The organism is Sphingomonas oligophenolica, from assembly GCF_039522915.1.
GTDB lineage: Bacteria > Pseudomonadota > Alphaproteobacteria > Sphingomonadales > Sphingomonadaceae > Sphingomonas > Sphingomonas oligophenolica.
The window spans coordinates 74,040-92,500 of sequence record NZ_BAAAEH010000007.1 but is presented as its reverse complement, the minus strand read 5'-3'; the positions used below and the strand labels follow the sequence as shown (position 1 = coordinate 92,500).

Annotated in this window: 12 protein-coding genes; 6 read left to right on the top strand and 6 right to left on the bottom strand. The window is 65.1% G+C overall.

Annotation, left to right across the window (positions count from 1 at the left end; all coding sequences use genetic code 11):
- Positions 1 to 7: 7 nt before the first annotated feature.
- Positions 8 to 1,480 (bottom strand): aldehyde dehydrogenase family protein, encoded by a 1,473-nt coding sequence (locus ABD050_RS05320; protein WP_343888188.1) that lies wholly within the window; start codon positions 1,478 to 1,480, stop codon positions 8 to 10.
- 151 nt (positions 1,481 to 1,631) lie between these two features.
- On the opposite strand from ABD050_RS05320, the gene ABD050_RS05315 reads away from it, so the two are divergent.
- Positions 1,632 to 2,345: an FCD domain-containing protein gene (locus ABD050_RS05315; protein ID WP_343888187.1), complete on the top strand. Its 714-nt coding sequence runs from the start codon at positions 1,632 to 1,634 to the stop codon at positions 2,343 to 2,345.
- 4 nt (positions 2,346 to 2,349) lie between these two features.
- On the opposite strand, the gene ABD050_RS05310 is transcribed toward ABD050_RS05315, so the two are convergent.
- Together ABD050_RS05310 and ABD050_RS05305 are read right to left on the bottom strand one after the other, a co-directional pair.
- Entirely contained in the window at positions 2,350 to 3,243 is an 894-nt protein-coding gene (locus tag ABD050_RS05310) for an SDR family NAD(P)-dependent oxidoreductase (RefSeq protein WP_343888186.1), read from the bottom strand.
- 232 nt (positions 3,244 to 3,475) lie between these two features.
- Positions 3,476 to 4,147 carry a TetR/AcrR family transcriptional regulator gene (locus ABD050_RS05305; RefSeq protein ID WP_343888185.1) on the bottom strand — a complete coding sequence of 224 codons (672 nt, stop codon included), beginning with the start codon at positions 4,145 to 4,147 and terminating at the stop codon, positions 3,476 to 3,478.
- Positions 4,148 to 4,324: 177 nt separating this feature from the next.
- On the opposite strand from ABD050_RS05305, the gene ABD050_RS05300 reads away from it, so the two are divergent.
- Both ABD050_RS05300 and ABD050_RS05295 read left to right on the top strand, forming a co-directional pair.
- Complete coding sequence (locus tag ABD050_RS05300) at positions 4,325 to 5,644, top strand: spinster family MFS transporter (protein WP_343888261.1); 1,320 nt, start codon at positions 4,325 to 4,327, stop codon at positions 5,642 to 5,644.
- On the top strand, positions 5,641 to 7,281 hold the full coding sequence (locus ABD050_RS05295) for a carboxylesterase/lipase family protein (RefSeq protein WP_343888184.1): 1,641 nt from the start codon (positions 5,641 to 5,643) through the stop codon (positions 7,279 to 7,281). The genes ABD050_RS05300 and ABD050_RS05295 overlap by 4 nt, the downstream gene beginning before the upstream one ends.
- A gap of 163 nt (positions 7,282 to 7,444) precedes the next feature.
- Here ABD050_RS05295 and ABD050_RS05290 read toward each other — a convergent pair whose 3' ends face one another.
- The 3 genes from ABD050_RS05290 to ABD050_RS05280 form a co-directional block, all read right to left on the bottom strand.
- Complete coding sequence (locus ABD050_RS05290) at positions 7,445 to 9,046, bottom strand: AMP-binding protein (protein WP_343888183.1); 1,602 nt, start codon at positions 9,044 to 9,046, stop codon at positions 7,445 to 7,447.
- A gap of 77 nt (positions 9,047 to 9,123) precedes the next feature.
- Positions 9,124 to 11,382: a TonB-dependent receptor gene (locus ABD050_RS05285; protein ID WP_343888182.1), complete on the bottom strand. Its 2,259-nt coding sequence runs from the start codon at positions 11,380 to 11,382 to the stop codon at positions 9,124 to 9,126.
- 792 nt (positions 11,383 to 12,174) lie between these two features.
- Positions 12,175 to 12,813: a 2OG-Fe(II) oxygenase gene (locus tag ABD050_RS05280; RefSeq protein WP_343888181.1), complete on the bottom strand. Its 639-nt coding sequence runs from the start codon at positions 12,811 to 12,813 to the stop codon at positions 12,175 to 12,177.
- Between the two features lie 1,127 nt (positions 12,814 to 13,940).
- Here ABD050_RS05280 and ABD050_RS05275 point away from each other — a divergent pair.
- The 3 genes from ABD050_RS05275 (at position 13,941) to ABD050_RS05265 (ending at position 18,231) form a co-directional block, all read left to right on the top strand.
- Positions 13,941 to 14,318, top strand: coding sequence for a TrbC/VirB2 family protein (locus ABD050_RS05275; protein WP_343888180.1), 378 nt, complete (start codon positions 13,941 to 13,943; stop codon positions 14,316 to 14,318).
- 199 nt (positions 14,319 to 14,517) lie between these two features.
- Positions 14,518 to 16,743: a catalase/peroxidase HPI gene (gene katG / locus ABD050_RS05270; protein WP_343888179.1), complete on the top strand. Its 2,226-nt coding sequence runs from the start codon at positions 14,518 to 14,520 to the stop codon at positions 16,741 to 16,743.
- Between the two features lie 159 nt (positions 16,744 to 16,902).
- Entirely contained in the window at positions 16,903 to 18,231 is a 1,329-nt protein-coding gene (locus ABD050_RS05265) for a PQQ-dependent sugar dehydrogenase (protein WP_343888178.1), read from the top strand.
- Positions 18,232 to 18,461: the final 230 nt, after the last annotated feature.

The following is an 18,461-nucleotide window of genomic DNA, read 5'->3' as shown; positions in this document are numbered from 1 at the left end:
GGGCTCCTCAGCCTTGCAGGTTCATCCAGATATTCTTGACCTGCTGGAATTCGCGCAGGCCCTCCATGCCGCCGAGGCGGCCATGGCCCGACTGCTTCATGCCGCCGAAGGGCACGCAAGGGGTCATCGCCTCCCCCGATCCGTTCACCTGGACCTGCCCCGCCTGCATCTGCCCGGCGACGCGGTGGGCGCGGGCGAGGTTGCTGGTGTGGATATAGGCTCCGAGGCCGTAATCGCTGTCGTTCGCCAACGCGACGGCTTCCTCCTCGGTGTCGAACGGCGTGACGACAAGGACCGGGCCGAAGATCTCGGTTCGGGCGATCTCGCTCTCGGGGGCGATATCGGCGAGGATGGTGATGGGGAGGAAGGTGCCGGCCTCATGCTCGCCGCCGAGGCGGGCGCCGCCGGTGACGAGGCGGCCACCACCGGCGACGCCGCGATCGACCAGGCCGGAGATGCGGGCAAGCGCGGCTTCGGAGATGACCGGGCCCATGATCGTGTCGGGCGCGAAGGGATCGCCGACCTTGATATGGCCGGCCATTGCGGAAAGCATCTGGACATAGGGCTCGTAGATCGAGCGCTCGACCAGCAGCCGCGTGCCGTTGACGCAGCCCTGCCCGTTCGCGCTGACCGCGCCCGAGAGGCCGCGTTTGGCCGCGCCCTGGAGATCGGCGTCGGCGAAGACGAGCACGGCCGATTTGCCGCCGAGCTCGAGGCCGACGGGCTTGAGCGTTTCAGCCGCGCTGGCGAGGATCTTCCGCGCGGTCGCGCCGCTGCCGATGAACTCGATCTTGTCGATGCCGGGATGCGACACCATCGCAGCGCCGACATCGGCGCCGCCGGTGACGAGATTGACGACGCCGGGCGGAAAGCCGGCCTGGCGGATCAGCTCGACGAGGCGCATCACGCTGTACGGGGCGAGGTCGGGCGCCTTGAGCACGATGCAATTGCCGGCGGCGAGCGCGGGGGCGAGCACCATGGTGGCGGCGAAGAGCGGGCCGTTCCAGGGCACGATGACGCCGATCGTGCCATAGGGCTCATAGGACACATAATCATGCGCCGGGCCGCCCCAGGTGGCGACGGTGCGGCCTCCGATCTTGTCGGCCCAGCCGCCGAAATAGCGGAACTTCTGCGCCGCGTCGGCCGACATATGCGGGCCAGCGAGGATGATCGAGCCGTTCTCGGCGGTGAGCAGCGGGGTCATCGCGCTCGCCTGCTCCTCGATCAGGGCGGCGAGGCGGAACATCAGGTCGCGGCGCTTGTCGCCGGGGAGCGCGCGCCAAGCCGCCTGGGCGGCGCGGGCAGCGACGACGGCACGGTCGACATCGGCGGGGCTCGCCATGCGGAAGCGGCGCGTGACCTGGCCGGTGCCGGGATAGACATGGGCGAGCATCTCGCCGCAGCCCTGGTCTTCGAGCGCATCGCCGATGATTACCGGATAGAGCGGAAGCTGCTCCGCGACCGGGTGCTGGAAGCCCATATGCCTCACTCTCCATGACATGCGGGCGCGATCTTCGCCGAGCCGCCGCGCCCCAATAATGTGCCTATTTATGCTGAGTCAATCGACGCTATTGCGCCTATTGCAAATTAATCGCATAATTATAGGCCTATAATCTGCCAGGAGCCTGAACATGGAGGAGGATCTGCGAAGCGCGCAGCCACGCAACCTGGTTGGGGAAACGGCCAACCGGTTGCGCGATCTCGTCTTCGCCTCGGCGCCTGGCAGCCTTGCCGGCTCACTGAAGGATCTCGCCGCATCGCTCGGCGTCGGCATCGTCACGCTGCAAAAGGCGGCACGGGTGCTCGAGCATGAGGGCCTGCTCGAGGGACGGCGCGGGCCCGGCGGCGGCTATTACGGGACCCGGCCCGACGGCGCTGCGGTGGAGCGGTCGATCGCCGCCTATCTTCGGACCAATCCGAGCTCGTTCGAGGAAGCGCTCGATATCACGTCGCTGCTCTTCAACGAGCTGGTGCCGGCGGCGGCGGGCTGCGGCGATGCGGCGCTGCGCGACGCGCTTCGCGCGCTGGCAGGACAGATCGACGGGTGCGACACCGACGAGGCGCGCGGCGCGTTCGAGAGCGCTTTCCAGGACCTGCTGTTCAGGATGGTCGACCGGCCGCTCTTCAAGCTGCTGACCCTGGTCACGCTCAGGGTCAGCGAGCTCCAGCCGCATCGGCTGCTGCGGCATGACGAGGATGCCGAGCGCCAGTGGAAGCTTGGTCGCCACCGGATCATCGACGCGATCCTGGCGGGAGACCAGCAACTGGCGCGCTTCGAGGCCGACCGGAGCAACCGGCAGGTCGTGCTGGAGCGGCTGCGCGCGCGCCAGGTGGGTGGGGGCTGAGCCCTCAGCGCGCGACCACCGCCACCGCCTCTTCCATCCCGGCGCTCGCCAGCTCGCGCTCGGCCTGGGTGAAGCCGTACTCCGGCACGATTTCGCCCGCACGATCGGCGACGTCGTCCCAGTGAAGCACCAGCTGCTCGCCCGCATCGACCCCGGCGCCGATATAGCGGCCCTGCGAGAGCGTAACGCTCGCGGTGGCGAAATGGCCGGCACCGGCGCAGAGGATCGCGCGGGTCGGAGCGTCTTCGCCGGCCAGCGCGAGCAGCGCCGGGCTGACCAGCGCCGGGTCGAGCAGGCGAAGGCTGTCGTCGGAGAGAACGCCCTGCGTCATCTGGGTCGCCGCGGTGGGGGCGAGGCAGTTGACGCGGATGCCGTATTTCTCGCCCTCGATCGCGAGCGTCTGCATCAGGCCGACCAGCGCCATCTTGGCGGCGCCGTAATTCGCCTGGCCGAAATTGCCGTACAGGCCCGAGGAGGAAGTGGTCATCACGATGCGGCCATAGGCCTGCGCGCGCATGACGTCCCACACCGCCTTGCTGCAGATCGCGGCGCCCATCAGGTGGACATCGACCACCAGGCGGAAATCGTCGATGCTCATCTTGGCGAAGCTCTTGTCGCGCAGGATGCCGGCATTGTTGACCAGGATGTCGATGCGGCCCCAGCCGGCGAGGATCTCGGCGACCATGGCGCCGACAGCGGTCTCGTCAGTCACCGAGGCGGCAATGGCGATCGCCTCGCCGCCGGTGGCGGTGATCTCGGCGGCGACGGCGCTTGCTGCTTCCGGGGAGACGTCGTTGACCACGACGCGGGCACCGTGACCCGCGAGGTAGAGCGCATGCGCGCGGCCCAGGCCGCCCCCGGCGCCGGTGACGATCGCTACCTTACCCTTGACTGACATCCGCCCTCTCCCTTGCGATTCGATCCCCGTCGCTTAGCGGGATCGCTATTCACTCTCAAGGTAGCGAATGATTATGGCGGGTGGCAAGGGGCGCGCAATTTGGGGGCGCGCTGAACCTCGCAATCGGCTCGTCACCCCGGACTCGTCCTGGGGTCCACCGTGCCTCAAACCAGAGGGCGATCCGTTCGCAGAACCATGGATGCCGGAACAAATCCGGCATGGCGGTGGGGACTCAGCGGCAGATCGCGAGGAACCCGGCGGCCAGGAAGGGCGCCATATATTGCTTCACCGAGACGAAATCGTCCGAGCGGCTGATGCCGCCCGAGAGCTTGTCGATGCGGCCGGTGCGCGCGAGGGTGAGCATCAGGGCACCGGTAACGAAGTGATAGCCCCAGAAGATCTTCTGCTCGTCGCAATCGGGCAGCGCCTTTTTGAGCAGGCCGATCAGGCGCAGCACGACCGGGTCGAAATGGGTATCCATCAGCTCGGCGCCCCATTCGGGGGTATTGGCAACCTGCGCGGTGAGCTGGGCATAGTTCTTCCAGCCCTCGCCGCCCTCGATATAGAGATCGAGATCGGTATCGAGGAAGGTGTGGAGCGCGCCCTCGACGGTCGGCTTGCCGCCACAGGCCGCCTCATATTCGTCGAGCGCCTTCATGCGGCGTTCGATGGTCACGGCGGCGCGGCGCGAGAAGACGGCGTCGAACAGGGCCTTCTTGTCAGCGAAATAATAATTGAGCAGCGTGTGATGGACGCCGACGCGCTTCGCGACTTCCTTCAGCGTCACGCCGTGCAGGCCATGCTGCGCGAAGAGCAACTCGGCCGTGTCGAGGATGAGTTCCATCGTCTCGGCGCGCTGCTCGGCCTTGCGGGTCTTCGGTGCCGGTTTTGCATTTTGTGTCACAAGTCTGTCCTTCAAGCCTGACGGGCCTAGCGTCAAGCCGTGATGCCCCCTCTTTGGCATAATATTCACGCGCGAGAGAGTGTGCATTGACAGGCTGGCGGCTTTCCCCGCATGATGCCCGCCAACAAGGATGCGGCCGCCACGGGGCACGCATGAACAGAGAGGACGCGTGTGGGTATGTTGAGCACGGGCGCCGCGCCTCCCGAGACTGCCCCGATCGAGATCAGGCCGCGGGTTACGGCACTACGCGGCGGGATCGTCCTCTTCACCCTCACCTTCGTCTATGTCCTGAACTTCCTCGACCGCCAGCTGCTCGGCATTCTCGCCAAGCCGATCCAGGATTCGCTTCACATCACCGACGGGCAGCTCGGGCTGATCGGCGGGCTGTATTTCGCTGCCTTTTACTGCTTCATCGCGGTTCCGGTCGGCTGGTTTGCCGACCGCACCGACCGGGTGAGCGTCGTGTCGCTCGCCTGCGCGATCTGGAGCGGGGCGACGATGTGCTGCGGCTTCGCCGCGACCTATCCGCAGCTCGTCGCCGCGCGGATGGTGGTGGGATTCGGCGAGGCGGGCGGGGTGCCGCCTTCCTATGCGATCATCACCGACACCTTTCCGCCCGGGAAGCGTGCCACCGCGCTCGGCATCTACAATCTCGGGCCGCCGATCGGGGCGGCGATCGGCATTGCGTTCGGGGCATCGATCGCGGCTGCGTTCAACTGGCGGGTTGCGTTCATCGCGATCGGCAGCATCGGCATCTTCACCGCAGTGATCGTGCGGCTGGTGGTGCGCGAGCCGGCGCGCGGGGCGCTCGACCCGGCCGCCCTGCCCGGCGACCTCGGCAAGCCGCCTTTCTGGGGGACGGTCGGCAGTTTCTTCTCGAACCCGGTGCTGCTGCTCGCCTCGATCGGCAGCGGCGCGACCCAGTTCGTGACCTACGGCCTCGGCAATTTCGCCGTGCTGTTCCTGATGCGCGAGAAGGGCATGACCCTCACCGAGATCGCGGTCTATTATGCAATCGTCGTCGGCGTCGGGATGGGCGCGGGGATGGTCGTCTCGGGGCGGGTGATCGACCGGCTGACACGGACGTCGCGCGCGGCGTACGCGATCGCGCCCGCCGCATCGCTGGCGATCGCCCTGCCCTTCTATATCGCCTTTGTGTGGGCGCCGGGCTGGCCGTTTGCCCTGGTGTTGCTGACGGTCGTGAATTTCTTCAACTATTTCTATCTCTCTTCCTCGGTGGCGCTGGTGCAGGAGGAAGTGCGGCCCGACCAGCGGGTGCTGTCGGGCGCGCTGCTGCTGCTGGTGATGAACTTCATCGGGCTCGGGCTCGGGCCGACCTATGTCGGCGCTGCGAGCGACTATTTCAAAGCGCATGGCTCGGCCCATTCGCTCCAGGTCGCGCTCTATACGCTCGCGCCCATCTATCTGATCGCAATCTTCTTCTTCCTGTGGCTGGCCCGCGTGCTCGGCCGCACAACCGGAAAGGCAGCTGCATGAGTTCGCTTCACCGTCTGATGGCCGTCTGCTGTCTCGCGCTCGCCGGGCCGGTGGCGGCGCAATCGGCCGACCCGGTGGTCGACGCGCCTTCCGGGGCGGTGAAGGGACAGGCGGACGGCGACATCAGGGTGTTCAAGGGCATTCCCTATGCAGTGCCGCCGGTGCAGGGGATGCGCTGGCGGCCGCCGGCGCCGCTGCAGCGCTGGCAGGGCGTGCGGACCGCGACTGCCTTCGGGCCGGCATGCGTGCAGCCGCAGGGCAGCAAGCTTTCGTCGATCTATTCGGGCGACCCGATGCCGGTGAGCGAGGATTGCCTGACACTCAACATCTGGGCGCCGGCCAATGCGAAGAATGCGCCCGTATTCTTCTGGATCCATGGCGGCGCGCTGGTCGGCGGATCGAGCCGCGAGGCGACCTATGACGGCAAGCGGATGGCCGAGCGCGGGGTGATCGTGGTGTCGATCAATTACCGGCTGGGGGTGCTCGGGTGGCTGGCGCATCCCGGGCTGAGCGCTGAATCGCCGCAGCATGTTTCGGGCAATTACGGGCTGCTCGACCAGATCGCCGCGCTTCAGTGGGTGCGGCACAATATCGCGGCGTTCGGCGGCGACCCAGCGAAGGTGACGATCGCCGGGGAATCCGCGGGCGGGCTGAGCGTGATGTACCTGCTCGAGTCTCCGCTGGCGCGGGGGCTCTATTCGAAGGCGATCGCCGAGAGCGGGTACATGATCTCGATGCCCGAGCTGAAAAAGGCGGTCTATGGCGCGCCGTCCGGCGAAGGCGCGGGGCAGATGCTCGCGGGAGCGCTGCAGGCGCCGGATATCGCGACGCTCAGGGGGATGGACGCGCAGACCCTGACCAACTCGGCGGCCGCGATGGGCTTCGGGCCATGGGGCGTGGTCGATGGCGTGGTGCTGAAGGAGCAGATGGTCTCGGCGTTCGACGCCGGCAGGCAGGCGCCGGTGCCGCTGCTGATCGGCTTCAACCAGGGCGAGATCAGATCCCTGACCGTGCTCGCGCCCAAGGCGCCGGCGACCGCCGCCGAGTATGAACAAGGCATCCGCAGTCGCTATGGCGACCTCGCCGAGGCGTTCCTGCGGCTCTATCCGACCGCCGATTACAAGGAGAGCATTCTCGCGACGACGCGCGACGGGCTCTATGGCTGGACCGCCGAGCGGATGGCGCGCAAGCAGACGGCGATCGGCCAGCCGGCCTATCTCTATCTGTTCGACCATGGCTATCCAGCTGCCGATAGCGCCGGGCTTCACGCCTTTCATGCAAGCGAGCTGCCCTTCGTGTTCGGCACCTTCGACGGGACGCCACCGCGCTGGCCCAAGGTGCCCGATACGGCGCCCGAGCGGGCATTGTCCGATGCGATGCTCGATTACTGGGCCAGCTTCGCGCGGGACGGCCAGCCGGTCGCGGCGGCCGCGCCCGCCTGGCCCGCTTACGGGTCGGCCGGGGCCTATATGCACTTCACTGATACGCCGCATCCCGAGACGGGGCTGATGCCGGGCATGTATGCGCTGAACGAAGCAGTGATGTGCCGGAAAAAGGGTACGGGCAAGATTGCGTGGAACTGGAATGTGGGCCTTGCGTCGCCCAAGCTTCCAGCGAAGGGCGACGCTTGCCCGTGAGGGGGGGGCGGGCGGCCGGAAGGTCGCCCGCTTTCTGGCCGGTGCCGTGATGAGCTCGATTCAGCAGCGTTCTGCCAGGGCCATTTGTCACAGGCTCTCCCGGATTTGAATCGGCGCTGAATCCCCCTCCCACTTTGCGGGAGGGGGATTGTGATCAGCCTCCCTACCGCGCCACCCGATCGGCCGCGATCTTGCCGTCGGCATAGTCAGCGCGGAGGCGGTTCTTGTCGATCTTGCCCGAGGCGGCGAGCGGCATCGTGGCGACTTCAACGACCTGATCGGGAATCCACCAGTCAGCGACCTTGCCGCGGAGCAGGCGGATCAGCGCGCCGGGATCCTGCGTACCCTGAGTCTCGACGATCAGCACCGGGCGCTCGCCCCATTTGACGTCGGGCCGGCCGATCACCGCGACATGGCGGACCGACGGATGGGTTCCGACGATCGCCTCGATCTCGGTCGGGTTGATCCATTCGCCGCCCGACTTGATCAGGTCCTTGGCGCGCCCGCAGATGGTGAGGTTGCCGTCAGCGTCGATCATGGCGAGATCGCCGGTGTCGAAATAACCTTCGGCATCGAGCGCGTCGGCATCGGCACGGAAATAGCGATCGAGCACGCTCGAGCCCCTGACCTTGAGATGGCCGAGAATGTCGCGCTGCGGGACCAGCGTGTTGCCTTCGGCATCAGTGAGCTTGAGATCGACGCCCATTGGCGGCCGGCCTGAGGCGCGGCGCTGACCGGGCATGGCACTGGGCGGGGCGATGGTGCCAATCGGCGACAATTCAGTCATGCCCCAGCTGGTCTGCACATAGGCGCCGAGGCGCTCCTCCATGCGGCGGATCAGCGCGTCGGGGCAGCTCGAGCCGCCGATCAGGACTCGCTGGAGCGCGGGCAAGGTACCGCCAGTCGCTTCGAGATGATCGACAAGGCCGAGCCAGATCGTCTGGACGCCGACCGCGACCGTGACGCCCTCGTCGCGCATCAGGCGGGCGAGGCTGGCGCCGTCCATATGCCGTCCGGGAAGGACGAGCCTTGTGCCGGCCGCGGGTGCCGCGAAGGGGAGGCCCCAGCCATTGGCATGGAACATCGGCACGCCGAGCAGCAGCACATCCTCGGCCGTAAGAGCGACTGCATCGGCCTGCATCGCCCGCAGCGTGTGCAGATAATTGGAGCGGTGGGTGTAGACCACGCCCTTGGGCGCGCCGGTGGTGCCCGAGGTGTAGCAGAGGCCGGCGGGGACATTCTCGTCGAACGCGCCCCAGGCAGCAGGGGCGCCGTGCGCCGCGAGCAGCGCGTCGAAGGTCCAGAGGCGCGCGGGGTGCGGCGCGAGGTCGGCCATGTCAGTCCATGGCGCGTCGATCACCACGACATGCTCGAGCGTCGGGCAGAGCGGCGCGAGCTCGGCGACGATCGGCATGAGATCGGCCGCGACGACCAGCATGCGGTTTTCGGCTTCGTTGATCATCGTCGCGAGGTGCGCGACGGTGAGGCGCGGGTTGAGCGTATGGCAGACCAGCCCGACGCCCATCGCGGCATAATAGAATTCGAGATGGTGCCGGGTATTCCAGGCAAGCGTGCCCACGCGGTCGCCCAGCTTCAGCCCGAGCGCGGTCAGTGCGCCGGACATGAGGTTGCTGCGCTCGCGCAATGCCGCATAGCTCACCCGGCCGCAGACACGACCAGCGTCGGCTTCGACGACCTGGCGGTCAGCGAACCATTTGGCAGCATGATCGAGGAATTTGTCTACCGTCAGGCCGTAGGGTTGCATGACGCCTTCGCGGCTGGAGGGAGAAAAAAGGCCGGCCGCCGCCCCTTGCCCGGGACGCCGACCGGCCAGCAGGAGGATCAGAAGACTTTCAGAACCTTGACACCATATTGGCGCGGCGGCCCGGCGAAGTAGAGGCCGGAGTTGAGCGCGCCGACATAATGCTGGTTGGTCAGGTTCGTCGCGTAGCCGGTGATGGTGTAGGTACCATGCTGCCATGCGAGCTGCGCGGCCAGGATGTTGCGAACGCCCAGAAGATCGCCCTGCGACTTGTTTTCGAACAAGGTCGCCCATTGGTTGCCGATATGCCCGAAGTTCGCACGCGGGGTGATCGTGTCCCCGTTTCCGAGCTTGAAGTCATATTGCGCGCCGACGTTGAAGGTGACGTTGGGCGCATAAGTCTGGCGGCGGCCGTTGAGGTTGATACAGGTGGTGCTTACCGGACCGGTGAGCGGATCACATGCGGTCGTGGTCGCCACGCGCGGGTCGCTTGCGTAGAAGGTGCCCAACGCACTGTGCAGAATGTTCACGCCGGCATCGAACGAGAAGCCGCCGAGGTGGAACTCGGCCTCAGCCTCACCGCCGTAAATCTTGGTGCTGTGCGGCACGTTGAGCTCGATCCCGAAGGTCGGGAAGGTCGGATAGCCGATGATGACCTGGAAGTTTTTGTAATCATTGTAGAAGCCGGTCACCGTCGTGCGGATCTTGCCGCCGGCGAAATTACCCTTCCAGCCGCCCTCGAAGGAAGTGATCGTCTCGGGCTTGAACGGGACAGGCAGGCCGAGGCCAACCGGCACGTTCAGGCCACCGGGGCGAAAACCCGTCGCGACAAAGGCATAGAGATACTGATCCGGGGTGGCCTTCCAGCCGAGCGACACCTTGTAGGAGAAATTGTCGGTCTTGGCGGTCTGATCGTCCCGGATATAGGCAGTATATTGCAGCACATCGACATGGTTGGTTGTCCGGCTCGACGTGTAGCGACCGCCCACATCGAGCTTCAGGTTCGGCGTGATGGCGAAGCCCAGCTGACCGAACACGGCAAGCGAGCGCGTCGGATTGGTGCCCTGCAGCTTGTATTGAAATGCCGGAATGCCGAGAGGGTATGGAGAGCTGGGCGTGTCGATCACGAACTGGTAGGGCGAGAGGAACGTATAGTCGTTCCACACCCCGAATGCGCCGAGCAGCCAGGTGAACCGCTGGTTGTCAGGTGAAATGAGGTTGAATTCCTGGGTGATCTGGCGCTCGTCGACACTGTCGAAAAAGGTCCAGTTCCTGATGGGCGCTACGTTGGAGGCCGTACCGTCCAGATCGGCCAGATACATGGTATTGGCCTTCTGGTAGCTCGTCACCGAACGGAACTTGATGCCGCCATCGAACTGATAGTCGATCTTGAGGATCGAGCGGACGAACTTGTCGCGCGCCGCGGCGGGCGAATTCTGGGTGATGTCGAAAAGGTCGCGATAGTTCGGGTTGGGCGTGGTCGTGCCCGGCAGATATTTGGGGAAATTGCCCTGCGGGCTTGCCGGATAGGCGCCGTAATCGAGATAGCCGAGATCAGTCTTCGACAGGATCGAGAAATTGTCGGTCGGCTTCCACAGGAAGCTGATGCGTCCGGCGACCTCGTGCAGATCATTGTTGCCATAGTGATAGGGATAGCCGTTCGGGCCGGTGATGTTGTAGAAGCCGTCGCGGCGCTCGCCGTAAAAGGCGACACGGGCCGCGAAGGTGTCGCTGACCGGGATGTTGACCGAGCCCTGGCCGCCGAAATCATTATAATTGCCGTAATTGGCGTTGATATAGCCGTGCGTGCCGCCGCCGATGATCGGATCATTGGTGTTGACGAACACGGCGCCGCCGGTTGCGTTCTGGCCGACGATGGTGCCCTGCGGGCCGCGCAGCACCTGGATGTTGGCGACGTCATAATAGGGCTCGCCCTGGACATAGCCAGGGAAGGTCGGAACGCCGTCGCGATAGGTGATCACGCCGGTCGTGGTCTGGGTGTTGTGCTCGGCCTTGCCGATGCCGCGGACGTTGAAATCATTGCCCTGGCCGAAATTGTTGACCGTCACGCTGGGCATTGCGAACTGAAGCGCGTCGACATTGACGACGCCCTTGTTGGCGAGATCGGCGCCGGTGAGGACCGAGCCCGAGACGGCCGTGGTCATCAGATTCTCGGTGCGGCGCTGGGCCGTGACGATGATGTCCCTGGTGGTGTCGGCCGAGCTGTCGTTGCTCGTGTTGTCGGCCTGCGCCGCCGGCGGCGTCGTCTGCGCTGCGGCAGTGCCGCCAAAGCCGAATGCCAGCGCGGATGCGCTCAGCAGATATGCATAGCCCTTCATAAGGCCTCCCCGTGCCAGATTCCCAACGCGCTCTCCGGCGCGACACCGTCCAGATGCATCAAACAGGCGTGAGGTTCAATCCTAATTCTCAACAGAGTGAACATTATTGGATGGTGATGATTGGCGGTCACAAAGCGGCAGGATGGCTGATGCCGGCCGGTCGACGCGGCCGGCCCGGCGCCCCGTGCCAGACGAGCGGCGATTGCCGCGGATTGCAGACCCGAACCCATGGGGCCAGGTCGCTAACCGAGATGCGCAGGAGGTTGAATCGCGCTTGCGGGGAGCGCGGATTTTTCCGCTGTTCCCCGCTGTTAATCAGCATTTTTTATTTTCGCCGCTGTTATGTTGGATTTCCCAGCCGATTTTCTCAAGCATTATCAACAGCATGTCGGCGATCCCGCTGTTATTGAATAACAGCGGCGGAACAGCGGGGAAAACAGCGGCGAACAGCGGCGGTATCAGCGGCGGTATCAGCGGGGCCGCCGGAATAACAGCGGCGCCCTGTCAGCGGGCAGAAAGACGGCCATGTCAAAGAGCAGCGCGAAGCCGAACCAGCCTCGCGCCTCGTTCTCTTCCACGAGGCCCGCAAAAATTGAATCGACCCCGCCATTCCCCGATCCGTTCGGCCGGCCGCGTGACCGTGAAATCGGCTTCGTTGTCACAGTCCTCGGCGAGGAGGATGCTCATCGGCGGCGTGCGGTTGAGCGACCCCGCGGGCATATCGCGGGCGGGGTCGCCAAGCGCGGGAGATAGAGGGAGGCCACTACGGGCGCATTCGTTTGGCAGCGATTTTCACCTCGCGCCAGCCAGGAACCAGCCGGTGAACATGCGCCTTGGCCCGCCGGCTGTAATCGGCCACACCCGGTGCTCGAGTTCGTCGGACACATCAAAGATCAGGACCGAGCCAGGCACTTCGTGTCGATGTCGCGCGAGAAGCTGCCGCGTCTTCTTGAAACGGAGCTCGAACAGGCCGCCTTCGTACGCATTCTCACTCAGGTTTATCGTGATCGCGAGCCGCCGCGTCGGATCTTCCGGAAGATCGTCATGCCAGCCGAGACGGTGCACTGCACCAGGCGCGATTTGCGTCACGCGTCCAAAGGTAGAGCGCAGCGATTCACATCCTGTCGCCCTTTCGAGCCAGCGCAGCAAGTCAGGTCGCTTCAAGGCCAGAGCAAGGGCGTCGCCTGCTATCCCGGGGGTTTCGCGCTGGCGCTGGGCTATGTCTGTTGCGGTGTCGGCGACGAATTGCGCACGGCTGCACAGCTTCAACAACTGATTGAAGAAGGCAGTGTCGATCATGTCCGAAAAGGCGATGGCGCGATGGCGCTCGAAGCTCTCGGCGAAATCCGCCGGATCGCCGCGTATTTCGGTGCGCTGCAACCCCACCACGATGGGTGAAGGAATGCCGATTAGTCGATCCGGCTTTGGCATGCTCTCGGCGGATTCCGGGAGGGAGTGAGGGAGCGGAGTCATTGCTGCCCACCTTAAGCGCCTACTCCGTTCACGGAAAGTCCAGATGGGACCACCAGCACGCTGATATTCGCTATGGCAACCGCGACGGCAGCGCCTGTGTCGAGAGTTCGGTTGGGAGGGCTTGAACGACGCCGACCAGGCATCGAGGCTCGGCTGGGCAGCTCTCGGGCCGCCTCCTCATCCACAACACCGACGATTCAGGTTTCACCGCCGAGCCCGAATGATTTCTTCAACGGCCCGCAAGGCAAGATTCCCGGACCCTGGAAGATCGGTCGGTCAATATCCCTCCGAACTGGTTCAATCGTCGACTAGTTTATTGTTTGGTGGGACACGACTTGCTTAAGCTGGTATTGCGAAAATTGGAGCTGCACGAGCTGCAGGCGGGGAGGCTGCCATGATTTTTAGAAATGGTCTTAAGCATGTGATGAGGGGGCCACTCGCAGCGTCAAATTATCGTATCAAAAACTATGAGGACATGCTTGCGAAATACGGGTCTGACCGCGCAATTCAAGCCGCGGCAGGACGAACAAATCGAGGCGTCAATACCGTTGGTGGAACAATGGCAGCCGGCGGCGGCGTAGGACTGGCAAGCGGATGCGGTTGCCACTGATGGGAAAAGCCAGATACATACTAACTTGGGCGGCAATATCTTTGCTACTTGGTGGCGTAGGAAAATACTTGCTTGGGGTAAATTTCTGGCATTCTTCGCTGATAGCCGCTGCCGCACTCCTAGCGAACGGCATTATCGCGCAGCGGGAGGACGCGGAATGATTGGAACGGTGTTGTCTCAAGTGCGGGCGAGAGCAGCTTTCTCGGCGAAGCATTTGACGAGGCGATGAACTACCCCGTCAGCCGCAAGGCCGAGAGTGTCCGCCGCCCTGTTGGGAGTGGCTGGCCCACATGGGGGCCCGCACTGGCCTGACCCTCGCGCTGCGAAAGCGTGGGCCGGTGCCAAAGGAGAGATAGCGATACAACGATGACGGGTACAAGAAATCTCTTTATTCTATATCTGCGTCCATGCGCATCGGTAGCGAGCTGAAGTTACCGGGGATTATTCCTGGCCGAAACCCCGCTAACAGGTCATCATGATTACGCTGATGATATCGGACCAGGCATCTTCCCCGGCGATCCTTGCCGGCGTCACCTGGGCGCGGGACGCCTTGCTCGGCACGGTCGCCACCTCGGTCGCGGTGATCTGCGTCGCCGGCGTGGGATATGAAATCCTGAAGGGCCGCGTGCCGGCGCGCCGCCTGGCGACCGTCATCATCGGCTGCTTCATCCTGTTCGGTGCGTCGGACATCGCGACCGCGCTGAGCGCGCTGGCGGCGCGGGGATCGTCATCCGATCAGATCGATCGCGAACCGCCCGCCCCTGTCTTCACCGTGCCGCCGCGAACGACGCTGAAGACCGCACCGGATCCTTTCGATCCCTATGCGGGGGCGTCGGTTCCGACCGATCAATAATCAGGGATTCAGTTCGCGCACCCCGGGCTGCATTTTTCCGACCATTGCCCTGATCGTCACCGCCCTGGGCGGGCCTCAGTCCCCCTCCCCCGCCTGATCGATTTTCCTGTTCGCTCTGACCGACTTTAATCGTTTCCCTGACAGCTCCCCATCGGCCTAGTCTCCGCGCCAAGAGTTCAACCACGAGAGGATGACCGACATGGACGCAAAGACGAGCGGCGATCCGCTGAGCTGCCCGATGAAGGACCCGGCCGCACTGCGGTCTCTCCTCGGCCGGACCAACCGCGACTGGTGGCCCAACCAGCTTTCGCTCGAGATCCTCCAGCAGAACGGCCTGTCGGGAAACCCGATGGGCGACGATTTCGACTATGCGGCCGAGTTCAAGTCGCTCGACTATGATGCGGTCAAGCGCGACCTCACCGCGCTGATGACCGACAGCCAGCCCTGGTGGCCGGCCGATTACGGGCATTACGGCCCCTTCTTCATCCGCATGGCCTGGCACAGCGCCGGCACCTATCGCACCGGAGACGGGCGCGGTGGTGCCTCTTCGGGCTCGCAGCGGTTCGCGCCGCTCAACAGCTGGCCGGACAATGCCAATCTCGACAAGGCGCGCCGGCTGCTCTGGCCGGTGAAGCAGAAATATGGCCGCAAGCTGAGCTGGGCGGACCTGCTGATCCTCGCCGGCAATGTCGCGATCGAATCGATGGGCGGCCCGGTGTTCGGCTTCGGCGGCGGCCGCGAGGACGTGTTCGAGCCCGAAAAGGACGTTTACTGGGGCACCGAGGAGCAGTGGGTCGGCCATCCCGAGAACCAGACCCGAATCCAGCCCGAGCGCGAGATGGTGCTGGAAAGCCCGCTCGCCGCGATCCAGATGGGCCTGATCTACGTCAACCCCGAAGGCCCGGGCGGCAACCCCGATCCGCTCCTGTCGGGCCGCGACATCCGCGAGACCTTCCTGCGCATGGGGATGAACGACGAGGAGACCGTCGCGCTGGTCGCGGGCGGCCATACCTTCGGCAAATGCCACGGTGCGGGCGACGCGTCCAAGGTCGGGGCCGAACCCGAAGGCGCCGACATCGCGCAGCAGGGGCTGGGCTGGCTGAGCAGCCATGAATCGGGGATGGGCGACCACACCATCACCAGCGGCCTCGAAGGCCCCTGGACGGCGACGCCGATCACGTGGAGCATGAACTATTTCCACATGCTGCTCGATTATGAATATGAACTGGTGCGGAGCCCGGCGGGCGCCAAGCAGTGGCAGCCGATCAACCAGAAGCCCGAGGACATGGCCCCCGGCGCGCACAGCCCCGAGCGGCGGGTGCCGACGATGATGACCACCGCCGACCTGGCGATGAAGGTCGACCCGAAATACCGGGAGATTTCGGAGCGTTTCCGCGGCGACCCCGATCATTTCGCCGACGCCTTTGCCCGCGCCTGGTTCAAATTGTGCCACCGCGACATGGGGCCCAAGGCGCGCTACCTCGGCCCGGAAGTGCCGGCCGAGGACCTGATCTGGCAGGACCCGATCCCCAAGGCCGATTATGCGCCGATCGACAGCGGCGATGTCGCCGCGCTGAAGGCGAAGATCCTCGGATCGGGGCTGAGCGTCTCCGAGCTGGTGTCGACCGCCTGGGCCTCGGCCGCGACCTATCGCGGATCGGACCATCGCGGCGGGGCGAATGGCGGGCGCATCCGGCTTGCGCCGCAAAAGGACTGGGACGTCAACGAGCCGGCGAAGCTGGCCCGGGTGCTGGCTGTCTATGAAGGCATCAAGCGCGACTTCGACGCCGCCGGCGGCAAGAAGGTCAGCATCGCCGACCTGATCGTGCTGGGCGGTTCGGCCGCGGTCGAGAAGGCGGCGAAGGATGCCGGCAAGCCAATCGAGGTGCCCTTCACTCCCGGCCGCACCGATGCGAGCGCAGAGCAGACCGACGTCGCGAACTTCGAGGTGCTCGAGCCGAAGGCGGACGGGTTCCGCAACTATCTCCAGGTGCGCTTCAGCGTGCCGACCGAGGAGTTGCTGCTCGATCGCGCGCAGCTGCTTGGGTTGAGCGCGCCCGAGATGACCGTGCTGGTCGGCGGGCTTCGCGTGCTGGGCGCCAATCATGGCGGATCGACGCATGGCGTGTTCACTGACCGGCCCGGGCAGCTGACCAACGACTTCTTCGTCAACCTGCTCGACATGGGCAGGGCGTGGAAGGAAGTCGACGAGGCCGGCGACGAGGAGTTCGTCGGCACCTGCCGGCGCAGCAACGAGCAGAAATGGACGGCGACGCGCACCGACCTGGTGTTCGGCTCGAACGCCCAGCTGCGCGCCGTGGCCGAGGTCTATGCGGCAAACGATGCGGGCGACAAGTTCGTCAGGGATTTCGTCGCCGCCTGGACGAAGGTGATGAACGCCGACCGGTTCGACCTGCGCGGCTAGGGTCCGCCCTCCCGGGCGGATGTGCTGAAAAGGCCGCCGGCGCTCTTCGCGTCGGCGGCCCTTTTTGTCGCGTTCGGCTTGCGGCGCGTCCCATCGATTTGCCGAAATACGCGGTTTTTTGGCCTTCCGCGCGCGCCGGGGACGGCGTAACCTTGTCTCATGCGCAAACACCTCCTCATCATCCTCGGCATCTTCATCGTCGCAGCGGCGGGCATCTGGCTCTGGATCAGCCAGCCTGACGAGGCGCATCTGGCGGTCAATGCCGTTACCGGCGCGCGGCCGCAGATCACGCCACCGCGGCCGCAGAATTTCCCGACGATCAGGATCGCCGAAGCGGTCGGCTGGCCGCAGGGCGCCGCGCCGACACCGGCCGCCGGGCTGACCGTGACGGCATTTGCGCGCGGGCTCGATCATCCGCGCTGGCTCTACCGGCTGCCCAACGGCGATGTGCTGGTGGCGGAAACCAATTCGCCGCCGCGCGAAGGGGGCGGCATCACCGGCCTGGTGATGAACCACCTGATGGACAAGGGCGGCGCCGGCGGGCCCTCCCCCAACCGGATCATACTGCTGCGCGATCTCGACGGCGACGGCATGGCCGAGACCAGGACCGTGCTGCTCTCGGGACTGAACTCGCCCTTTGGCATGGCGCTGATGGGGGGCTGGCTTTATATCGGCGATACCGATGCGCTGGTCCGGGTGCCCTACAAGGAAGGCGATACACGGATCACCGCCAAGCCCGAGACGGTGGTGAAGCTGAGCCCGGGCGGCTTCCACTGGGCGCGCAACGTGATCGCCGCGCCCGACGGCAAGACGCTGTTCGTGACGGTCGGCTCGTCCACCAACATCGCCGAGAACGGCATCGACGCCGAGAAATTCCGCGCCAACATCCTCCAGGTCTATCCCGACGCGAAGACCTTCCGGATCTACGCCGCCGGCTTACGCAACCCCAACGGCCTGGCCTATGAGCCGCATTCGAAAGAGCTCTGGGTGACGGTCAACGAGCGCGACATGCTCGGCTCCGACCTCGCGCCCGATTATATGAGCCAGATCGAGCTGGGCGACAATTTCGGCTGGCCCTGGTATTATTGGGGCGGCTATCCGGACAAGCGCGTCGAGCCGGCCAATCCCGATCTGCAGCAATATTCGAAGCGGCCCGACTATGCGCTCGGGCCTCATGTCGCGGCACTCGGCATCGCCTTTGCCGGGGATGCGAAGCTGGGCGCGACCTTTGCCAATGGCGCCTTTATCGGCGAGCATGGATCGTGGAATCGGGTGCCGGTATCGGGCTACAAGGTCGTCTATGTACCGTTTGGGGACAATGGCTTTCCCGTCAAGGGCGCGAAACCGGTCGATGTGCTGACCGGGTTCCTCAATGCGAAGGGCCAGGCCCAGGGACGGCCGGTCGGGGTGATCACCGACAAGACGGGCGCGTTGCTGGTCGCCGACGATGTCGGCAATGTGATCTGGCGGGTGAGCGCCGGAAAATAAGAAAAAGAGAATAAGAAGAGAGGTCGGGCCGCGGCTTTGCTCCCCCCGAAGCACCCGCAGCCCGCGCCGGCGCGGCGGCTTCCGCCAGCGCCTGCTCCCCCTCTTCGCGACCGGGGGGCAGGCGCGCTGGTCGCGCCAATCCGGTCTCTCCCCCGATAGCGCTATAGCTTTTGCCAAGCTACTTGATAGTTTACGATAAATGCGGCGTTACCCATATCGGGTAGCAGGGG

Coding starts and splice junctions, on each gene's coding strand:
- ABD050_RS05290 (WP_343888183.1), bottom strand. CDS start 9,046: ATGCAACCCTACGGCCTGACGGTAGACAAATTCCTCGATCATGCTGCC.
- ABD050_RS05265 (WP_343888178.1), top strand. CDS start 16,903: ATGCGCAAACACCTCCTCATCATCCTCGGCATCTTCATCGTCGCAGCG.
- ABD050_RS05295 (WP_343888184.1), top strand. CDS start 5,641: ATGAGTTCGCTTCACCGTCTGATGGCCGTCTGCTGTCTCGCGCTCGCC.
- ABD050_RS05275 (WP_343888180.1), top strand. CDS start 13,941: ATGATTACGCTGATGATATCGGACCAGGCATCTTCCCCGGCGATCCTT.
- ABD050_RS05315 (WP_343888187.1), top strand. CDS start 1,632: ATGGAGGAGGATCTGCGAAGCGCGCAGCCACGCAACCTGGTTGGGGAA.
- ABD050_RS05320 (WP_343888188.1), bottom strand. CDS start 1,480: ATGGGCTTCCAGCACCCGGTCGCGGAGCAGCTTCCGCTCTATCCGGTA.
- ABD050_RS05280 (WP_343888181.1), bottom strand. CDS start 12,813: ATGCCAAAGCCGGATCGACTAATCGGCATTCCTTCACCCATCGTGGTG.
- ABD050_RS05300 (WP_343888261.1), top strand. CDS start 4,325: ATGTTGAGCACGGGCGCCGCGCCTCCCGAGACTGCCCCGATCGAGATC.
- katG (WP_343888179.1), top strand. CDS start 14,518: ATGGACGCAAAGACGAGCGGCGATCCGCTGAGCTGCCCGATGAAGGAC.
- ABD050_RS05285 (WP_343888182.1), bottom strand. CDS start 11,382: ATGAAGGGCTATGCATATCTGCTGAGCGCATCCGCGCTGGCATTCGGC.
- ABD050_RS05310 (WP_343888186.1), bottom strand. CDS start 3,243: ATGTCAGTCAAGGGTAAGGTAGCGATCGTCACCGGCGCCGGGGGCGGC.